The organism is Novosphingobium sp. 11B (genome assembly GCF_054589055.1).
The window spans coordinates 28,243-44,059 of sequence record NZ_BAAILP010000127.1 but is presented as its reverse complement, the minus strand read 5'-3'; the positions used below and the strand labels follow the sequence as shown (position 1 = coordinate 44,059).

The 15,817-nt window shown below is 66.5% G+C and carries 15 protein-coding genes; 10 read left to right on the top strand and 5 right to left on the bottom strand.

What is annotated here, in order from left to right:
• Positions 1-79: 79 nt before the first annotated feature.
• Genes ACYPYD_RS12075 through ACYPYD_RS12065 form a run of 3 tightly spaced genes read right to left on the bottom strand, consistent with a single transcriptional unit; the run spans position 80 to position 2,152 of the window.
• Positions 80-370, bottom strand: coding sequence for a DUF1330 domain-containing protein (locus ACYPYD_RS12075; RefSeq protein WP_459663345.1), 291 nt, complete (start codon positions 368-370; stop codon positions 80-82).
• A 25-nt stretch (positions 371-395) separates the two neighbouring features.
• Positions 396-980 (bottom strand): cupin domain-containing protein, encoded by a 585-nt coding sequence (locus ACYPYD_RS12070; RefSeq protein ID WP_459663343.1) that lies wholly within the window; start codon positions 978-980, stop codon positions 396-398.
• Between the two features lie 8 nt (positions 981-988).
• The gene (locus ACYPYD_RS12065) at positions 989-2,152 is read right to left on the bottom strand and encodes an LLM class flavin-dependent oxidoreductase (RefSeq protein WP_459663341.1); all 1,164 of its coding nucleotides are present in this window, start codon (positions 2,150-2,152) and stop codon (positions 989-991) included.
• Between the two features lie 189 nt (positions 2,153-2,341).
• Here ACYPYD_RS12065 and ACYPYD_RS12060 point away from each other — a divergent pair, with 189 nt between their 5' ends.
• From ACYPYD_RS12060 to ACYPYD_RS12030, 7 genes are all read left to right on the top strand, one after another.
• Positions 2,342-3,268, top strand: coding sequence for a LysR family transcriptional regulator (locus tag ACYPYD_RS12060; protein ID WP_459663339.1), 927 nt, complete (start codon positions 2,342-2,344; stop codon positions 3,266-3,268).
• 137 nt (positions 3,269-3,405) lie between these two features.
• Positions 3,406-4,488, top strand: a complete 1,083-nt coding sequence (locus tag ACYPYD_RS12055; RefSeq protein WP_459663337.1) for a DUF3089 domain-containing protein — start codon at positions 3,406-3,408, stop codon at positions 4,486-4,488.
• Positions 4,489-4,501: 13 nt separating this feature from the next.
• Entirely contained in the window at positions 4,502-5,359 is an 858-nt protein-coding gene (locus ACYPYD_RS12050) for a phytanoyl-CoA dioxygenase family protein (protein WP_459663335.1), read from the top strand.
• 14 nt (positions 5,360-5,373) lie between these two features.
• Entirely contained in the window at positions 5,374-5,946 is a 573-nt protein-coding gene (locus ACYPYD_RS12045) for a hypothetical protein (RefSeq protein WP_459663332.1), read from the top strand.
• A gap of 40 nt (positions 5,947-5,986) precedes the next feature.
• Positions 5,987-7,354, top strand: coding sequence for an MFS transporter (locus tag ACYPYD_RS12040; RefSeq protein WP_162177398.1), 1,368 nt, complete (start codon positions 5,987-5,989; stop codon positions 7,352-7,354).
• A gap of 23 nt (positions 7,355-7,377) precedes the next feature.
• Positions 7,378-7,710 (top strand): hypothetical protein, encoded by a 333-nt coding sequence (locus ACYPYD_RS12035; RefSeq protein WP_285020957.1) that lies wholly within the window; start codon positions 7,378-7,380, stop codon positions 7,708-7,710.
• The gene (locus ACYPYD_RS12030; protein ID WP_459663330.1) at positions 7,707-8,855 is read left to right on the top strand and encodes a class I SAM-dependent methyltransferase; all 1,149 of its coding nucleotides are present in this window, start codon (positions 7,707-7,709) and stop codon (positions 8,853-8,855) included. Before ACYPYD_RS12035 ends, ACYPYD_RS12030 begins: the two co-directional genes overlap by 4 nt.
• A gap of 36 nt (positions 8,856-8,891) precedes the next feature.
• Here the strand turns inward: ACYPYD_RS12030 and acpA are convergent, their stop codons facing one another.
• Positions 8,892-10,538 carry an acid phosphatase gene (gene acpA / locus ACYPYD_RS12025; RefSeq protein WP_459663328.1) on the bottom strand — a complete coding sequence of 549 codons (1,647 nt, stop codon included), beginning with the start codon at positions 10,536-10,538 and terminating at the stop codon, positions 8,892-8,894.
• A 213-nt stretch (positions 10,539-10,751) separates the two neighbouring features.
• On the opposite strand from acpA, the gene ACYPYD_RS12020 reads away from it, so the two are divergent.
• Complete coding sequence (locus ACYPYD_RS12020; RefSeq protein ID WP_459663326.1) at positions 10,752-12,830, top strand: ATP-binding protein; 2,079 nt, start codon at positions 10,752-10,754, stop codon at positions 12,828-12,830.
• Between the two features lie 14 nt (positions 12,831-12,844).
• Here the strand turns inward: ACYPYD_RS12020 and ACYPYD_RS12015 are convergent, their stop codons facing one another.
• The gene (locus ACYPYD_RS12015) at positions 12,845-13,267 is read right to left on the bottom strand and encodes a cupin domain-containing protein (protein WP_459663325.1); all 423 of its coding nucleotides are present in this window, start codon (positions 13,265-13,267) and stop codon (positions 12,845-12,847) included.
• 108 nt (positions 13,268-13,375) lie between these two features.
• On the opposite strand from ACYPYD_RS12015, the gene ACYPYD_RS12010 reads away from it, so the two are divergent.
• A complete protein-coding gene (locus tag ACYPYD_RS12010; protein ID WP_459663324.1) occupies positions 13,376-14,314 on the top strand; it encodes a hydroxymethylglutaryl-CoA lyase in 939 nt (312 codons plus the stop codon).
• Between the two features lie 130 nt (positions 14,315-14,444).
• Positions 14,445-15,817: MFS transporter (locus ACYPYD_RS12005; protein ID WP_459663322.1), on the top strand; the 1,373-nt coding region annotated here is incomplete at its 3' end.

Below are 15,817 nucleotides of genomic sequence, written 5' to 3'. Positions count from 1 at the left end.
CTACCGTTGGGTGGTCGGGTGGGGGAGTGGGCCGGTGCCGTGTAGAAAATGCCCAATCGGGCATTTTCTACACAAAATCTCAGGGAGCGATGATCAGACGCGTCTGCACGGTGCCTGCGCCTTCGCGCAACGCCGCACCAGCCTTGTATTCCGGGCTCTTGGCATAGGCGAGGGCGGCTTCCTCGGTCTCGAAGCGCGAGACGACCACGCGCTCGTCGGGATTGACGTCGCCTTCGAGCACTTCGCTCACCTTGCCGCGCACGAGGTATTCGCCGCCGTGCTTTTCGCTGAGACCGGCGATGGCCGTTACGTAGGCGCCGAACTTCTCGGCGTCGGTGATGACCACGGTTGCTACGATATATGCTGCCACGTCGATTCCTTAGGCTTGGTGTGGGTTACTTCTTGTCGGAGGGCGGTGCGCCCGTTTGCCGGCCGGTGAGGCGGGCGCTGACGCACTGCTCGGCAGGTACGCCTTCAGGGCACGGATTGAGCTTGGGCTGGAAGCTGTTTTCCTTGGGCAACCGCACCGTGAGGATGCGCACCGGCTCGGTGCCGATGGTGCGCGAGGTATGGCCGCGTCCGGTCACGTCGTCGGCGAGCACGATGTCGCCCTTGGACAGCACGTGCTTCGATCCGTCGCCGAAGCCGACTTCCAGCTGGCCCGACAGGACGATCAGGAAGCGCGGCGTCGATACGCCGTGATAATCGATGAAGTCGCCGGGCAGCGCGTCCCCGATCTCCACGTCGGTGGCGTAGAGGCGGGTCTGGACGCTCTTGCCGGGGACGCCGCCGGTGCGCGGCAGGTCCTTGATCTCGAGGTGGGATTCGCCGTCGTCGCCGCCGTACATGTGAAGCACGCGGAACGCCTCGGCTCCCGGCGATAGCGGCGAGACCGGCGGCGGTGTGGGGGCCGGGCGGTCGGCGGCGGAACAGGCGCCCGAGAGGAACACTGCTGCAAGGATGGGGATGAAGCGCTTCATGACGGTCCTCAGACGGGCTGGGTTTCGGAGAGGCCGACGCGGGCGTCGTGCTCGGCGGCTAGGCGGCGCAGCGTGGGGATCAGGTCCCGGCCATGCAGGGCGATGTCGCCGTAGAGATCGAAGCCGCGCATCAGGAAGCCGGTGATGCCCATCGCGTAATAGTCCATCATCGCATCGGCGACCTGCTCGGCGGTGCCCACCAGCGCGGGCGGCAGCATCGGCGTGGAGAAGCTGACCGACACCTTGGTGATCCCGGCCCACAGCCGCTTGTCGAGCAGGTCCTTGCCGCCCGCGATCGCCTCCAGCTCCTCTCGGCCAGAACCGCCCTTGGTGGTGGCCAGCTTGGGATCGAGACGCATGCCGGTGCTCAGCGCCTCGTCGCTGCCGGCGATCTTGCGCTGCTGTTCGAGCGCGGTCTCGCGCAGCGCCTCGACGACGTCGGCGGCGGCCCTCCACGCGGCATCCTCGGTCTCGCCGACGATCACGCGCACCGAAGTCTGGATGCGGACAGGGCGGCCGGTGCGCGCCCAGGCATCGCGGATCTGCGCGACGGTGCCCGCCATCTGGTCGAGCGGCTTGAGGCCGCCGATGGCGTAGACGTCGGCGACTTCGGCGCCCTTCTCCAGCGCGAGCGGGGAGGACCCTCCCCAGTACACCGGGATCGCGCTGCCGCCCACTGGCTTGAGCTCCGACAAGGCGTTGTTGAACCGGTAGTAGGTGCCGTTATGGTCCACCGGGGTGCCGCTGGACCACACCTTGCGCATGATTTCGACGTACTCGGCGCTGCGGTGGTAGCGTTCCTCCTTGGTGTGGAAGTCTCCGTCGCACTCCAGTTCGGTGTCGTTGGCGCCGGTGATGACGTGGACCCCGGCGCGGCCGCCGCTGAGGTTGTCGAGCGTCGCGAACATCCGCGCGGCCATGGTCGGCGCGATGAATCCGGGGCGGTGGGCGACCATGAAGGCCAGCTTTTCCGTCACTGCCGCCGCATAGTTGGCGATCGCGAAAGGATCGGGCGCGAAGGAGTTCTGCAGGATCAGGACGCGGTCGAAGTCGTTCTCGTCGAAGGCGCGGGCCATCTTCTCGATCATGTCGACATCGAACGCGGGGCCACCGCCGCGGCTGATCTCCGATGCGTTGCGGTGGAGCAGGACTCCAAGGATTTCTAGCGACATGGGACGGCTCCGTAAGGGCGGTGCGCGGCAGCGGCGCCCTGTTTCGGCACCGGTCACACTGGGCGCGGCCGCAAGGTGGGTGAACCCATGCCGTGCCATCCCCTCGCAGGGCGGATAATCCAAATTATCTATTACTCTTCTTTATAGGCTTGATCGATCGTTCGCCTCCACGCCACGAAGGAGGCAGCAATGAACATCGCCAAACTCGAGCGTATGATCGCGGTCTACGAGTCCGGCAGCTTTCGCAAGGCCGCGAAATTGTTCGGAATGTCGCAGCCCGCCTTGACCTGGAGCATCCGCCAGCTCGAGGAAAGCCTCAACCTTTCGCTGTTCATTCGTGGCCCGCGCGGCATCAAGCCGACTGAGGCGTGCGAACGGCTGATCGTGCGCGCCCGCCTGATCGTCAGCGAGCAGAATCGCCTGCTCGCCGAAGTCGAGCGCAGCAGCCGCGCGCAGATCATCGAGCTGGGTGTGCACCCGGTGATGGTGAATGCGCAGTTCTCCCGCATCGTCGCGAAGTTCCGCGAGACCGACCCCGACGTCGCCCTGCGCATCGTCGAGGGCTACAGTTCCGAACTGCACGAGCGGCTGCGTCAAGGCGAGATCGACCTCGCCTTTTGCGCCAACGCAAACGTCGATCCGGAGGACGAGGAGTTCGACTTCGATCTTCTGGTCTGCCAGTTCTACTCGGTCTTCGCGCGACCCGATCACCGCATTTTCGACGAGATCGCTTCCGGTCAGCCGCTCGCCCCGCATGACTGGGCGCAAGTCGCGGTGCCCAACCTCGCGCCCGATCAGGATGAGGCCAAGGGCCTGCTCGCCATGCTCGAGCATCTGGGCATGACGCCTGCAAAGGCGGCGGTTCGCTCCAGTTCGATCAGCCTGATCCGCTCGCTCGTGCTCGACGGCGGCTTGCTGGGCATGCTGCCGGACGACCTGGTCGCGGCCGAACTGGAGGCCGGGACGCTTTGCCGCGTACCCGACACGCGGGTAGAGGCGCCCGCCCTGGGCCTGCTCAGCGTGCATGGCAGTTACAAGAGCGCGTCGGTACGGCGGTTCGCGTCGCAACTGCGCCAGTCGTACCGGAGCGATCGCGCCCTGACCGCGACAGTATAAGGAAACTCTATCGCCTGCCGAGATTTGTAAGCTTTTCAACCCGCTTTCGTCCGATCAGGTTGAAGGGGTCGTGACGGATCGGCGAGGCCTTCCGAATCCCGGCTCCATCTCCTCTTCAGACAAGAGAACGAGCGGACGTGAAGCCTCTATTCCGAATCCTGACGGCCATTACCGGCCTTGCCTCAGCCGCGCCTCTCATGGCGCAAGTACCACCCGCCCCAAACTACGCCCGCGCATCCAACTGGGCCGCTGACGGCCGGAACGAGGGCGCCGCCGCAGCGGTCGCGCCGGGATCGACGGCGCGGCAGAACCTGCCGGTCGACGTGTTCTACATCCACCCGACCACCGATCGCTCGATGGATCGCTACAACCAGCCGGTGCCGGACAAGGCGACCAACGCCTGGACCGACGGCAGCGTTATCGCGCGGCAGGGCGGGGTGTTCAACGGCTGCTGCCGTGTCTTCGCCCCGCGCTATCGCCAGGCGACCAGCGGCGCGCAGAAGGAAGGCGGCAAGATCCGCGAGGATGCCTTCGCGCTCGCTTATGGCGACGTGAAGCGCGCGTTCCGCTACTACCTCGACCACTACAACAAGGGCCGCCCCTTCATCCTCGTGGGCCACAGCCAGGGCGCCGCGCATCTCGAGCGGCTGCTGGACGAGGAGATCGACGGCAAGCCGCTCGCCGCGCGCATGGTCGTGGCCTATGACGTCGGCATCACCTTCCCGGCGTCGAAGTACGACCGGGCGGGCTCGAAGCTGACGATGTGCGACAAGCCCGACAGCACCGGCTGCGTGGTCCACTGGAGTTCGATCCTGCCCAGCGCCGACCTTGCGAAAACGGCGTCCTTCGCGGAAGCCTACAACCGCACGGTGCTGCCGCAGGGCGCCGATCCGACGATCCTGTGCATCAATCCGCTGACCTTCGACCGCTCGCAGCCCGCCGCCCCGCGCGATGCCGCGAAGGGTGCCGTTCCCGGCGCGCCTGACGAGAGCGCCATCAAGGCCATCGTTCCCCACGCCGTCTCCGCGAAGTGCGAGCGCGGGCTGCTAGTGGTCGATCCCGATCCCGCGCTCGGCCTCAAGCCGCTGCCGGGAGACAGCATGCATTACCACGACCTCGGCCTTTTCTACGAGGACGTGCGCCAGAACGCGATCCTGCGCGCCCGCGCATGGCTTGCAGCCCATCCCCGGCCGTCAACACCCCGGCCCTCCGCAAATTGAGAAGAGAAAGACGATGAATAAGGAACCTCTCAATCCCGTCACGCAGCAGGACATCGACGACTACGCCCGTGACGGCGTGGTATGCCTGCGCCAGATGTTCGACGCCGAATGGATCGCGAAGATGCAGGAAGCGGCGCGCGCGGTTGAGAGCGATCCCGAGGCTTACGGCCAGACCGGACCCTCGCACGGGGCGATGATCTCGGTCGCGCACTTGTGGCGCAAGCCCGGCCCGTTCCGCGACTTCGTCTTCAACTCGCCCGCAGGCGAGATCGTCGGCCGGGTGATCGGCGCGGACAACGTGCAGATGTTCCACGATCACCTGTTCCGCAAGCCGCCGCTCTCGCCCTCGATCATGCAGTGGCACGCCGACCACCTCTGGCCCTTCACCGGCACGATGATCCCGAACCTGTGGGTCGCGCTTTCGCCGGTGAACAGGGAGAACGGCCAGATCGAGTTCGTCGCGGGCTATCACAAGTTCTGCATCGAAACCGGATCGCGCTTCGGCCCGGCGGGTGACGGCACCTTCCGCTTTCCCGATTTCCAGGCCGAGCGGGACAATCCGGACTTCCCGTTCCGCTTCGTCACCTGGGATCTGGAGCCGGGCGACGCGGTGCTGTTCCACGTCGACATCCCGCACTATTCCAAGGGCAACGATTCCGACACCCTCGCGCGCACCGGCCTTGCCATGCGCATGATCGGCGACGACAGCTACTGGTGCCCGCGCGAGGGCCTGACCCCGGTGCCGGGCGTAGACGTCCTTACCCAGCCCGAGGGCGTCCACCCCGCCCCCAGCGAGAACCTGCCGCTGATCTGGCAGCGTCCCGACAGCGAGCCGCGCGCTTTCGCCCCCGCTCGCCGCGAAGCCGCCTGAGGAGATCGCCCGCGATGACGACGCACAGCAAGCGCGAGTTCCTCGCCGGTGGCGGCATGTTGATGGCGATGATGGGCTTGTCCCATTACGCCGATGCGGCCGAGGCTCCCACAGCGGTCAAGCCGCTGCCGGGGCAGGGCTTCCCGATGGAGTTCAAGGGCACCGGCGATCCGATGCCGTGGATCAAGCGGGTGTTCCACCTCTACTCCGGCCCGGACGGCCTCACCCGCGCCGAACAACTCGACGTGGTAGAGCCGCGCGGGCAGGAAATCGCCACGCTGCTGCGCCGCACGGCTATTCGCGTGACCCTCGGTGGCTCGCAGCCCAATGCGGGCTTCGGCTTCCATGTCGCCAATAACCCGACCCTGCTGGTCCCGCTGTTCGGCTCTATGATCATCGGTCTGCACGACGGCACCGAGTACGAACTGAAGCACGGCGACCTCGCTTATGCAGAGGATTGCACGGGGGAGGGGCACATCTCGAAGTCCGGGCCGGAAGGCTCGTTCATGGTCGCGGTCCAGCTGCCCAGGGAGGGCTGCCCCAAGGTCGGCAGCTCGGACATGACCAGCGTGTGGACCGACCAGTGACGGCATCATGCAGGTCGAGACCATCCACGGAGGTGCCGGAATGAAGAAAAGCGCGTACATCGGATGGGCGATCGGCTCGTTCACTTCCGCCGCGCTGGTGAGCGCCGTAGGGCTGCTGCACCTGCGGTTCATGACGGACTCGCTCGGCCTCGCCATCGCGCTGGCCGGGATGCTGACCGTCGCGGCGAAGATCTACGATGCGATGACCGATCCGCTGATGGGCTACATCGGCGACCGTACCCGCACGCGCTTCGGCCAGTTCCGGCCCTACCTGCTAGGCGGTGGGTTGCTGGCAGGCCTGTCGATGATCCTGCTCTTCAATGTGCCGGGCGGGCTGCAGGGTGACAACATGTGGCTCTACGTGGGCTTCACGCTGCTGCTCTACTCGACCGCCTACACCATGTTCCGCATCCCCTACCTTGCGATCGGGCGCGCGATCACGGACGATTTCCACGCCCGTTCGCGGCTGATGACCTTCAGCGTCTATGGCTCGTCGCTCGGTAGCTTCGCGGCGACCTCGGCGGCGCCGTTCCTGCTGGCGCGGCTGGGGAGCGACCGGGCGGGGCACGGCCATGTCGCGCTGGTGCTGGGCATTGCCATCGCGCTCGGCGGGATCGCCGCGTTCCTGCTGCTCAAGGAGCGCCACCCGGTAGAGGCGGAGAAGAAGCCCACCGGATCGTTCGCAGCAACTTGGGCGGCGCTGTGGTCCAACAAGCCGTTCCTGTGCCTGATGGGCTTCAAGCTGGTGCTGTTCTCCGGCCTTGCCGTCCATATCACCGCGATCCCCTATTACACCCGCCACGTCCTGCACGTCACCGACACCGCGCTCGGCACGATCTTCGCGGTGCAGACGGCGATGATGGTGATCTCGCAGATGTTGTGGGTCCGCATGGCCAGCCGTTTCGGGCGCCGCAACGCTCTGGTAAGCGCAGGCAGCCTGTGCGCGGTGGCCTACACCGTCTGGGCACTGATCCCGGCGGGTTCGCCCTTTCCACTCATCTACATCGCCTGCGCCTTGTCCGGCACGGCGAGCGGCGGGGTGTTCCTCGGCCTCTACACCGTGCTGACCGACACCATGGACTATTCCCGCCGCATCCAGGGCGAGAACCGCGCAGGCATGCTCGCGGGCGTTTTCGTCATGGTGGAGAAGGGCACGTCGGCCTTCGGCATCTTCCTGTTCAGCACGATCATGAGCTGGACCGGCTTCGTCTCCTCCACCAGCGCCGGGGCGGAGGAGCAGCCCGCGAGCGTCAAAACCGGCATCATGGTCACCGTCTCGCTGGTGCCCGCGCTCGCCGCCGTGATCGCCAGCATCATCATGCTGCGTTATCGCCTGCCGGAGACAGCCGAGGATGCGGTTGAGCCGCCCGCCTCGACGTTGCAGCCAGTCGGAGTACAGTCCAACTGACGCAACAAGAGCTTCCCCGAGTCATGACGCGTAAATCCCTGCCCCGCACGCCCAACCGGCTCGACGCCATCGACGGCAGCCGACCGATGGACGAGCAACTGCTGGCGATGATCGTCGGCCTGACTTCGGAAGTGACCGTGCTGCGCGCCCGCCTCGACGCCGCCGAGCGGCTTCTGGCCGTCTCGGGCACGTTGCCCGCGGGCGCTGTCGATGCCTTCGAGCCCGATGCGGAGGCCGCCGCGCAGCGTGAAGGTCTGCGCAAGGCCACGCTCGACAAGGTCTTCCGCCCCTTGCGCGAAGCCGCCGAGGCGGAACTGGCCGCAATGAACGCCCCTGCCGAGGAGACCCTGCCGTGAGCGAACAGATGTCCGAACGCCGTGCCCAGCTCGACCACCCGCTGATCGCGGTGCCGAGCCATGACGAACTGGCCGAGCAGCTGTTCGTGCGCGATCTCAAGCTTTACGTCATGACCCGGATCGAGCCGGTGCAGGCCCGCATCGCCGCCGCCGAGCAGAAGGCCAGCGCCGGTGCCAACAACACCGCCGCCGCCTTGCGCGAACGCATGGGGCAGCACGAGAGCTTCTCGACCTGGCTGTCACTCAAGCGGGAATCGCAGCGCCAGCTGTGGTCCAGCGTTGCCGCCAGCGTCGAGCGGCAGGCGGGCGACCTCGAAGACCTCGCCGCGATCGAGGCACCGCTGGGTTCGGTGCGTACCGATCCGGATTTCGCCGTGCCCGACTATATCCGGCGGGGCGACATCCACCTGATGCCGGGCGGCAATGCCCATGACGACGGCTCGATCCTGCAGGGCGCGATGATGGATCGCGGTGGTGCGGTCTACATGCTCGGCCGCAACGGCGGCATGCTCAACGACCTGCGCGGGCAGACCGCCATGGCGCACGTCCTCACCCGCTTCCCGGATCTGAATCCGGCGCGCATCCTCGACATGGGCTGCGGCATCGGCACCAGCACGGTGCCCGCCGCGACCTGCTTCCCCGGCGCGGAAGTCCATGGCATCGACGTAGGCGCATCGATGTTGCGCTATGCTCATGCCCGCGCCGAGCACCTTGGCGCGGGCGTTCACTTCTCGCAGCAGAGCGCGGAGAAGACCGACTTTGCCGACGGCAGCTTCGACCTCGTGTTCAGCTGTGTGATGTTCCACGAGACCTCGCAGGCCGCGACGATGGCGATAATCGCCGAAAGTCGCCGCCTGCTGCGTCCGGGCGGCGTCGCGGTCCACCTCGAGGTGCCGCTGCTGCACGACAATTCCGATGCCTGGGTCGAACTGTCAGGCGAACTGGAAGCGCAGTACAACAACGAGCCGAACTGGCGCGGTGCGCTCAGCGCGGATTATCGCTCGCTGTTCGAGGCGGCCGGGTTCTCCTCGGTAGAGACCGGCTATCAGGCGACCAGCCCGGCGGCGCGCAGCGGTCCGTTCCGGTACGGGCCGGAGAGCGAAGGCGTGTTCCGTTCGTGGTTCGTCGCTTCCGGAGTGGCCTGAAGCAGGGCCTGAACCGGGGCCTGGCCGGCGCTCCGATCAGAGATCGAGCGCTCCGGTCAGGTCCCCCGGAGCGACGCCGCCCGCCGAACGCATGGCCTCTTCGCGCATCGCCAGACCCGGCAGCTTGGCGAGCCCGAAGCGACGGGTGAGGAAGCGGGCGATCGATCCGGTGTCGTAGATCGTGTGATCCACAAAGTCCTTGCGGGCACGCGGCGAGATGACGATGGCCGGGATACGGGTGCCCGGTCCCCAGCGGTCGCCCTTGGGCGGGGCGACGTGGTCCCACCAGCCGCCGTTCTCGTCGAAAGTGACGACGATCATCATACGCTCCCACTGCGGGCTGGCGCGCAGGGCGTCGATGACTGCGGCGATATGACGGTCGCCCGCATCGATGTCGGAATAGCCCGCGTGCATGTTGAGGTTGCCCTGCGGCTTGTAGAAGCTGACGGGAGGAAGGCGCCCCGCCTCCGCATCGGCGAGGAAGCGGTTGGTGCGTGCGGTGCTGCCTTCGCCCGCGTCGCGCAGGTGCTCCTCGCGGTCTTTCGTGCCGGGGGCGAAGCGGGAATAATAGTTGAACGGCTGGTGATGCGGCTGCAGGTTGGGCCGGGCGGGGAACGAAGCGTCCTTGCCGAGCGCTGAATTCCACCCACCAGCATACCAGGCCCAGCCGATGTCGCGTGCGGAAAGCATGTCGCCGATGGTGCGATGATCCTGCGGCACCAGCGTCTGCCCGTTCGTCCAGTCCGCGTAACCGGGCTTGTCGGGATCGGGCAGGTACGTGGGGGTGTAGGGCGGCAGCATCGTGTTCACCGCCCAGAAGTCAGGCGATAGGGTGCTGGTCACGAAGCTGGCGGGGCCGTCCATCGCGCTTGGCGCGGTCTTCGGCTCCAGCTTGAGGCGGGTGCCTTTGGGATCGTCGCCCTCGACCTTTGCGATACGCCGCGCGGCAGGGCTCTTGTCCGCATCGGGGTAGAACGGGGGCTGCGCGGCGATCAGGTACTGGTGGTTCAGGAACGAGCCGCCGAATGCGCCCATGAAGAAGTTGTCGCACAAGGTGAACTCGCGCGCGACCTGCCAGAGACGCAGCTGCGCGCGCGTGTCGGCGTAGTGGCCCATGACGAGCGCGCCGCTGTCTCCCCAGGCGACGAAGCCGTCGTTGCGCCCGCCGTTGATCTGCCACTGGTTCTGGTAGAAGGCATGGACAAGGTCGCGGGTCACGACGCCGTGAGGCAGCGGATCGCCTTCCTTGGTCTTCAGCGCGAACGGCGCGTTGGGCAGGGGCGCAAGGTCATCGGGGCCGATCAGGTACTCGGTATGCTCGACCACCTGCCGGTCGGGGACGAGGCCCTCCCAGATCTTCGGCAGGGTCTCGAACGGCTTGCCGTTGCGGTCGCGCTGGGTGAAGCGCTCGGCCGGGACTTTCGACAGCGGTTGCTCAAGGCCCGGGAAATCGGCGAAGAGGTTGTTGAAGCTGCGGTTCTCCGCATAGATCACCACGACCGTATCGATCGCCTCACGCAGCCGCGCATCGCTGACAGGGGAGCGCGCAGCGGCCTTCGCAGCGCGAGCCTCGACGGCCGGCGCACCCGCAGTGGCAGCGGCGCCGAGGGCGGCCAGTCCTTCCAGGAACTGGCGGCGATCGGGGGTGAGCGAACCCGGACTGGGGGCTTCGGGCTTGGTCATGGATGTCCTTAGCGTTGCGGCTTTTTCCTGTCGTCTGGGGTGAGGCCGGGGGTTTCGTCAATCGCAAATCCCGCAAATGCAACTGCGTCGCCTGTCCCGGCAGATTTTGGCGCAATCGCAAAATTGCCGGGAACGTGAAGGTGTGCGATGCGCTTTTGTCGCAGCCCTGCCATGCCAAGGGACGGGCTGCCAATAGGATGATCAACCGCCCGCATGACACAGCCCGCCGATTTCGATGCCGAGCATATCACTGCGCTGAAACGCAGCGAGGAGCGACTGCGCGCCCTGTTCGAAGCGCTCGAGGACGGGTTTTGCATCATCGAATTCTTCGATGGTCCGCACGGCCCGCTCAGCGACTATGTCCATGTCGAGGCGAACTCGGGATACGAGCGGCAGTCGGGCATCTCCAACGTCGTGGGCATGACGCTGCGCGAACTCGAACCCGACGACGCCGAGGGCTGGGCGGACCTCTACGGCACTGTGCTGCGGACCGGTGAGCCGATCCGGTTCGAGCGCTACTTCCTCGCCGCGGGGCGACATATCGAGGTTTCCGCGGCCCGCGTCGAGCCTGCGAGCCGCAGGCAGGTTTCCGTGCTGTTCCGCGACATCGAAGCGCGCCGCCGGGCGCAGGATGCCTTGCGCGCCAGCGAGGCGCTGGCGCGCGAGAACATCAAGCGGGTGCAACTGGCGCTGTCTGCGGGCGCGATAATCGGAACCTGGTTCTGGGACATTCCGCAGGACCGCTTCACGGTGGACGAGGCTTTCGCGCAATCCTTCGGCCTCGACCCCAGCCTGGGACGGGAAGGACTGTCGCTCAACCAGATCGTCGCGACCGTACACCCCGACGACCAGGCCGGACTGGCGGCCGCTATGCAGGAAGCGATCCGGCGCGGAGGGTCCTATGCGCATCAGTACCGCGTCATGCGCGCGGACGGGCGCTACTACTGGATCGAGGCCAATGGCAGCGTCGAGCATGGGCCTGATGGCACACCCCTGAGCTTCCCCGGCGTGCTGCTCGACATCGAACAGCGCCGCGCGATCGAGCAGGAGCGCGACCGCGCCGCTGCCGCCTTGCGGGCCCTCAACGAGACGCTGGAACAGCGCGTGGCCGAGCGCACCGAGGAACTGATGAAGGCCGAGGAGCAACTGCGCCAGGCGCAGAAGATGGAGGCGGTCGGCCAGTTGACCGGCGGCCTTGCCCACGACTTCAACAACCTGCTGGCGGGCATCTCCGGCGCCATCGAGATGGTCGGCACGCGGCTCAAGCAAGGGCGCATAGCCGACGTCGACAAATACCTCGTCGCCGCACAGGGCGCGACGCGGCGGGCGGCCGCGCTCACCCATCGCCTGCTGGCGTTCTCGCGGCGGCAGACGCTCGATCCGCGCCCCACCAACGTCAACATGCTGGTGAACGGCATGACCGATCTCATCCAGCGCACCGTCGGCCCGGCGATCCGGGTGGAGACCGTGGGCGCGGCCGGGCTCTGGCCGACGCTGGTGGATGCGAGCCAGCTGGAAAACGCGCTGCTCAATTTGTGCATCAATGCGCGCGACGCCATGCCGGAAGGTGGGCGGATCACGATCGAGACTGCGAACAAGTGGCTCGACCGTGCCGGCGCGCGGACCCATGACGTTCCGGAAGGGCAGTACCTGTCGCTGTGCGTCACCGATACGGGCACCGGCATGACGCCCGACGTCATCGTCAAGGCCTTCGACCCGTTCTTCACCACCAAGCCGATCGGGCAGGGAACCGGACTCGGCCTGTCGATGATCTACGGCTTTGCCAAGCAATCCGGCGGGCAAGTGCGGATCTACTCGGAGGTTGGGCAGGGCACTACGGTTTGCATCTACCTGCCGCGCCACTATGGAGACGCCGGCGAGGATGCTTCACAGGGCGTAGAGGTGAAGGTTTCGGGCGCCGGTTCGGGCGAGACCGTGCTCGTCGTCGATGACGAGCCGAGCGTGCGCATGCTGATCACCGACATTCTCGAGGACCTCGGCTACACGGTGATCGAGGCGGCAGACAGCGCCTCGGGGCTGCGGGTCCTGCAGTCCGACGTGCGGATCGACCTGCTAGTCAGCGATGTCGGCCTGCCGGGCGGGATGAACGGACGCCAGATGGCGGATGCGGGACGGCAGGTGCGGCCGGACCTGAAAGTGCTGTTCATCACCGGATACGCCGAGAACTCGGTGATCGGCAACGGGCACCTCGAGCCGGGAATGCAGGTGCTCACGAAGCCCTTCGTCGTCGAGACACTGGCCGCGCGGGTGCGGGACTTGGTAGAAAACTGAGCGGTTCGCAGGTCTCAGCGGGCGGCGAGGGTCTCGGCCAGCAGTGCGCGCATCTGGTCCTCTACGCCCTCGCCGAAACCGACGCCCATCGTCAGGCAGCGGCTTTCCCCGCCGGGCCACGAACGGTGGCCGGTGCCGGTGGTGTCGAGCATCACCAGCACGTCGCCGGGGCCAAGGCGGCGCCGCGTCCCGTCGGTCGCCTCGATCTCCCACTCGCCCTCCAGCGTGATCGAAAGACCGGCCATGCCGCAGGGGTGCCAGTCGGTGGCGTGGTTGGAGCCGCCGGTCGCGATGCCCCAGATCGAGGCCGGGGCGATGCCTTCCCAGTGCGCGGTTCCATCCTCGGCGATCACCTTGCGGGTCAGCGGAATTTCAAGATCGGCGAGGCGCGATCCGCCATCGGCTTCGGCATAGATGCACACGGCGGTCTTGGTCATTTCGCGTCTCCCGAGTGATCAGCCCGGGCGATGAAAACGCCGGTGGACAGGCTGTGAACAAATGATATATAAATATAACAATATAGGCAATGAAAGAGCGTGCGAGACGTGTCGGTTCTGATCAGCGAAGTTGGCCCCCGCGACGGCCTCCAGAACGTCAAGGCAGTGATGCCGACCGAGGCCAAGAAGGCGTGGATCGCCGCCGAGGCCGCCACCGGCGTGCGCGAAATCGAGGTGGGCAGCTTCGTTCCCGCCAAGCTCCTGCCGCAACTGGCGGACACTGCCGAGATCGTCGCATTTGCGCGCACGCTGCCCGGCCTGACCGTGGCGGTTCTGGTGCCTAATGCGCACGGCGCGGCCGATGCGATCGCCGCCGGGGCGCACAAGCTGACCCTGCCGCTGTCGGTCTCGGAAACGCACTCGCTCAAGAACCTGCGCCGCACGCACGACCAGGTGATCGAGGAAGCCGCCCGGATCACCGCGATGATCCGCGAACTGCCCGAGGGCGAACGCCCGCACTTCGAGGGCAGCCTGTCCACCGTGTTCGGCTGTACGCTGGAGGGCACCGTGCCCGACGCGCAGATCGCGCGGCTGGCGGAGCGGCTGATGGAAGCCGGCTGCGACGAAGTCGGCCTGTCCGACACCACCGGCTATGCCGATCCTTCGGCCGTGCGCCATCTCGTCAAGCTGGTGCGCGGCGTGGTGGGCGACAAGGCGCTGACCGGCATTCACCTTCACAACACCCGCGGCCTCGGCCTTGCCAACGTGCTGGCGGCGCTGGAATGCGGGCTCGACACGATCGACGCCTCGCTCGGCGGCCTCGGCGGCTGCCCCTTCGCACCGGGGGCGAGCGGCAACATCGTGACCGAGGATCTGGCCTTCATGCTCGAAGCCATGGGCATCGACACCGGCATCGACCTCGACAGTCTCTTCAAGGTCCGTTCGATTGTAGCCGACGCCCTGCCGGGCGAGCCGCTTTACGGCTTCGTCACCGATGCGGGCCTGCCCTTGGGCTTCATCCCGGCCACGCAGCGGGAGGCCGCGTAAGGTTCGAAAGCCGCCGCATGGTTCTCGCTGTGCGGACAAGGCGATCTCGCCCTTCCATCGATACCCACGTGTAAGCTAGCGTCCTGTTCTTGGTCCTCCTCTCTCCCTCAAGGACGCTAGCGACATCGTCATGACACATGACTCGAACCGGGTTCCGACCCGCACGGCCATCGCCTACGGCGCCGGTCAGCTCGGCGCGCAGATCTTCCGCGACACGCCGGCCGTCCTGCTGCCGATCTTCATGACCACCATCCTGGGCATCCCGCCCTGGCTGTCGGGCTTCGTCATCCTGATCCCGAAGCTGTGGGTGATCGTCTGCGACCCGCTGGTGGGCGTCTTTTCCGATCGCAAGAAGGAGACCTGGGGACGAACCCGGTTCCTGACCGTCGGCGCGATCCTGACGAGCATCGGCTTCGCCAGTCTCTTCACGATCGTCGAGTATCCCAGCCCTTATGTCGCGGCCGGAGCGGTCTGCGTGCTGTTCCTGGTTGCCTCGACCGCGTTCAGCATCTTCTCCGTGCCGTACCTCGCGGTCGCCTCCGAACTGTCGAACGACGCGCACGAGCGCACGCGCATCCTGACCTTCCGCATGGCCGCGACGATCGGCGGCGTGGTGATCGGCGTCGGCGTGGCGCAGCCGCTGGTCTTCGCACTCGGCGGCGGCGCGCACGGCTGGCACGTCATGGCCTACTCGTTCGCCGTGGTCTGCATCGTTTCGATGCTGGTGCCCGCGATCGGACTGCGCGGCGTTCCGCTGCTCAAGAGCGCGCAGGCGCCCGGCAAGCTGCTCGACCAGCTTGGCTCGGTGGCGTCGAACAAGCCGTTCATGGTGCTGCTGGCGACGACGTTCATCCAGGGCATCGGCATGGCGTCCAGCTATACCGTCATCGGGTTCTACTACGTCTATGCGCTGAACCTGGTGCACATCATCCCGACCTTCGTGATCGCGATGGCCTGCGGCAGCCTGCTGAGCCAGCCGACGTTCCTCTATCTCTCGCGCCGCTTCGGCAAGGAGAAGGTCTACGTCGTCGGCTCGGTGCTGTGGATGCTGGTCACCGTGACGTGGTTCTTCGTCGAGCCGGAAAGCCCGGTCGTGGTATCGCTGCCGCTGATCGGCGATCTTACGCGCGAAGGTCTGCTGGTGCTGGCGCGCGGCGTGTTCATCGGCGTGGTCAACACCGGCTTCCTGCTGCTCTCGTTCTCGATGCTGACCGATACCGTGGACCTCCATCGCCGCCGTCACGGATCGGCCAACGAAGGCGTATTCTCGGGCATCTTCAGCGCGGCGGAGAAGCTGGCCTTCGCGCTCGGCCCGCTTGTGGCAGGCATCATCATGAGCGGCTTCGGCTTCGTCTCCTCCACCCACGGCGTGGTGCAGCAGAGCCAGCACGCGGTGCTCGGCGTGATCCTGCTCTATTCGGCGGTGCCGGTGGTCACGCAGTTCCTGAGCCTGCTGGTGTTCTCCCGATACCGTCTCAACCCGGCCGAGATCACGACCGGGCC